This is a genomic window from Flavobacterium piscis, assembly GCF_001686925.1.
In the GTDB taxonomy this organism is placed as follows: Bacteria; Bacteroidota; Bacteroidia; order Flavobacteriales; family Flavobacteriaceae; genus Flavobacterium; species Flavobacterium piscis.
In genome coordinates, this window is sequence record NZ_LVEN01000026.1 from 1 (window position 1) to 3812 (window position 3812).

The 3812-nt window shown below is 33.5% G+C and carries 3 protein-coding genes; 2 read left to right on the forward strand and 1 reads right to left on the reverse strand.

Going from position 1 to position 3812, the window contains the following annotated elements; translation table 11 throughout:
- The first annotated feature begins 86 nt into the window (after positions 1–86).
- Positions 87–1160, forward strand: coding sequence for an NAD(P)/FAD-dependent oxidoreductase (locus tag FLP_RS10615; protein ID WP_065449498.1), 1074 nt, complete (start codon positions 87–89; stop codon positions 1158–1160).
- Here FLP_RS10615 and FLP_RS10620 read toward each other — a convergent pair.
- Positions 1141–1524 (reverse strand): DUF983 domain-containing protein, encoded by a 384-nt coding sequence (locus tag FLP_RS10620; RefSeq protein WP_065449500.1) that lies wholly within the window; start codon positions 1522–1524, stop codon positions 1141–1143. The two genes, FLP_RS10615 and FLP_RS10620, sit on opposite strands and share 20 nt — an antisense overlap.
- A 75-nt stretch (positions 1525–1599) precedes the next feature.
- On the opposite strand from FLP_RS10620, the gene FLP_RS10625 reads away from it, so the two are divergent.
- Positions 1600–3513 carry an ABC-F family ATP-binding cassette domain-containing protein gene (locus FLP_RS10625; protein WP_065449499.1) on the forward strand — a complete coding sequence of 638 codons (1914 nt, stop codon included), beginning with the start codon at positions 1600–1602 and terminating at the stop codon, positions 3511–3513.
- The last annotated feature ends 299 nt before the right edge of the window (positions 3514–3812 follow it).

Here is a 3812-nt window from a genome sequence, read left to right on the forward strand (position 1 = left end):
TGGAACTACTAAGTATCTAAATAACATTAAAACAAAAACTCTTAGTACCTTTGTATTAAGAGTTTTTTATATTTTATCCTTTACACATGTTAGATTATTTAATTGTCGGATCCGGATTGGCCGGAATTTCTTTTGCAGAAATTGCCCTTAAAAACAATAAATCTATTTTAATAGTAGATAATATGTCTCAGGTATCTTCAAGAGTTGCCGGAGGTTTTTATAATCCGGTTATATTAAAGAGATTTAGCGAAGTTTGGAATGCACAGGAACAATTGGTTATCATGAATGATTTTTATGATCATATAGAATCAAAACTACAAACCAAGTTTAATTTTAAGCTTCCTATACTTAGGAAATTTTTTTCTATAGAAGAACAAAACAATTGGTTTGCGGCTTCGGATAAAATAAATCTGGCACCATTTTTATCTACAAAAATAATATCAAAAAAATATAAAGGAATCGATTCTCCTTATGATTATGGTGAAGTGCTGCATACCGGTTATGTAGATACAATGCTTCTTTTGGATACTTACAGAGAATATTTGCAAGAGAATGATTTGCTTTTAAATCAGTTTTTTGATTATGGTTATATTGAGTTCTTCGATGATGGAATTCAATATAAAAATATTAAGGCACGCAATATTGTTTTTGCAGAAGGATTCGGATTGCATAAAAATCCTTTTTTTAATTATTTACCACTTGACGGTACAAAAGGTGAGATGTTTGTAATAAAAGCTCCCGATTTAGATCTGGATGTTATTATGAACACAAGCGTCTTCATATTGCCAATGGGTAATGATTTGTTTAAAGTAGGGGCAACTTATAACTGGGAAGATAAAACCGATTTACCTACCGAAGCAGGAAAACAGGAATTAATAAATCGAATTAAAGAAATTGTTAATTGCGATTTTGAAATTGTCGAGCATTATGGCGGAGTCCGTCCTACAGTAAAAGACAGAAGACCTTTGATAGGATCACATGAGGAGTTTAAATCACTCCATATTCTAAACGGATTAGGAACCCGAGGAGTAATGCTTGGGCCATCAATGGCAAAAGTATTATATGATTACATCGAAAACGGAATTCCTTTAACTCGTGAAATTGATATTAAAAGATTTCATAAGAGATATCTAAAAAGTCTTATTTCTGACCGGCCTTAGGATCATAAGAAACGAACATATTAATGTAAAGATTTCTTGAAAGTCGTAAAACAAAAGGAAACAATACGATCAGGGCAATTACTATTGCAATAAATGATTCTTCGATTGTAGCTTTAAAAAAAACAAACGAAATAATAAAAGCAGCAATTCCTACGGCAACATTCAATCCGTAACTTACATACATCGCACCATAAAAAAACGATGGTTCAATTTGATATTTAAATCCACAATGACTGCAATGGTCGTTCATTTTTAGAACTTTAGTCAGGTGAAGCGGATTTTTGTCTGAATACATGCTTTCTTTTTGGCATTTTGGACAACTTCCTGTTAAAATACTATTTAGTTTCGATCCTTTTTTTAACATTTGCAAAAAATTAAAATTACCCATTGATTTGGGAGTGTAAATTTACACAATCAATTAGTTATAAAATAACATTACATGCTTAATATACACAATTTATCGGTTTCTTTTGGTGGTACTTATTTATTCGAAGAAGTTACTTTTCGTTTAGGTGCCGGAGACCGAGTTGGTCTTGTTGGTAAAAACGGTGCGGGAAAATCAACTATGCTTAAAATGCTGGCAGGAGATTTTGCACCAGATTCAGGAGTTATTTCTCAGGAGAAAGATATCAGAATGGGGTTTTTACGTCAGGATATCGATTTTGAACAAGGAAGAACGGTTCTTGAAGAAGCTTACGAGGCTTTTACAGAGATAAAAATTGTAGAAAAAAAACTGGAACAAATCAATCATCAATTGGTTACCAGAACCGATTATGAAAGTGAAGAATACAGCCAGATCATCGAAGACTTATCAGATTACACACATCGTTTTGAACTTCTTGGAGGTTACAATTATGTAGGTGATACAGAGAAAATTCTTTTAGGATTGGGTTTCAAAAGAGAAGTTTTTAATAACCAAACCGAAACATTTTCAGGAGGTTGGAGAATGCGTATCGAGTTGGCGAAACTATTATTACAATCCAATGATGTTTTGCTTTTGGATGAGCCTACGAATCACCTGGATATAGAAAGTATTATTTGGTTAGAGGGTTTTCTTCGTAATTATCCCGGAGTTGTAGTAATCGTTTCGCACGATAAAATGTTCCTTGATAATGTTACGAATCGTACGATTGAAATTTCGTTAGGAAAAGCATACGATTTCAATAAACCATATTCTCAATATTTAGAATTACGTCATGAAATTCGCGAGAAGCAATTGGCAACTCAAAAAAATCAGGCAAAGAAAATTGAAGAAACAGAAAAGTTAATTGAGAAATTCCGTGCAAAAGCCTCAAAAGCTTCAATGGCGCAATCATTGATTAAAAAATTAGACAAAGTAGAACGAATTGAAGTTGATGAAGACGACAATTCGGTTATGAATATTTCTTTCCCCGTTTCAAAAGAGCCAGGAAGAGTAGTGGTAGAAGCTGAACATGTTACAAAAGCTTACGGCGATAAAGTTATTTTAAAAGATATTGATTTACTGGTAGAACGCGGAAGTAAAATTGCTTTTGTGGGTCAGAACGGACAAGGAAAATCAACTTTTATCAAAGCTATTGTAAACGAATTCGAATATCAGGGAAATATCAAATTAGGTCATAACGTTCAGTTGGGTTACTTTGCTCAAAATCAGGCCGAATATCTTGATGGTGAAATTACTTTGCTTCAAACCATGGAAGATGCGGCAATGGATACCAACCGATCTAAAGTTCGTGACATGTTAGGTTCATTTTTATTCCGTGGCGATGATGTAGAGAAAAAGGTAAAAGTGCTTTCAGGAGGCGAGCGTAACCGTTTGGCACTTTGTAAGTTATTATTGCAGCCTATCAACGTTTTGCTTATGGATGAGCCTACGAATCACCTGGATATTAAATCTAAAAACGTTCTAAAAGCGGCACTTCAAAAATTTGGCGGAACTTTATTATTGGTTTCTCACGACAGGGATTTCCTTCAGGGAATGTCGAATATCGTTTACGAATTCAAAGATCAAAAAATAAAAGAATATTTAGGAGATATCAATTATTTCTTAGAGCAACGCAATCTCGAAAACATGCGTGAAGTCGAGAAAAAAGATGTTGCAAAAGCCGCTGCTCCTAAAGAAAGTAATAAAACTTCTTACGAAGATCAGAAAAAAGGTAAAGCACTACAAAACAAATTAAGCAAGGTCGAAAGTCAGATCAAACAATTAGAGAAAGACATTCAGCACGATGATAAATTGTTGCTTTCTAATTATGATAAACATATCGAAGATGCTTCTTTTTTCACCGCATACAACAAAAAGAAAAAAGATTTAGATCAACTACTTCTTGATTGGGAAGTTGTTCAGGAAGAGATTGATAATTTTAATGCTTAATTAGTTTTCAGTCACAGTTTCAGNNTCCCGATAACTATCGGGACAGAAAAAAAAGCATTTCTAATGTTGCAAAAAGAGCTTCTTTCAGTCGTTTTTTTTAACAAGAAATCCAATTTTTTTGCTCTGGTTTTTCCTCTTCAATCTGGGCTAGGAGTTGCAGTTTTCAGTCACGGTATTGGGTCACGGTTTTCGGTTTTAGATTTGTATAGTTTTCAGCTTAAGAATTTTTCGGAACGTTGTTATATCTCATTTGTTAGGAACTCTTTATAAAATTCCAAAGGAATGATTTATTTTGTAGC

Excerpts from the sequence above, each read along its gene's own strand:
- FLP_RS10615 (WP_065449498.1), top strand. The coding sequence starts at position 87 with ATGTTAGATTATTTAATTGTCGGATCCGGATTGGCCGGAATTTCTTTT.
- FLP_RS10620 (WP_065449500.1), bottom strand. The coding sequence starts at position 1,524 with ATGTTAAAAAAAGGATCGAAACTAAATAGTATTTTAACAGGAAGTTGT.
- FLP_RS10625 (WP_065449499.1), top strand. The coding sequence starts at position 1,600 with ATGCTTAATATACACAATTTATCGGTTTCTTTTGGTGGTACTTATTTA.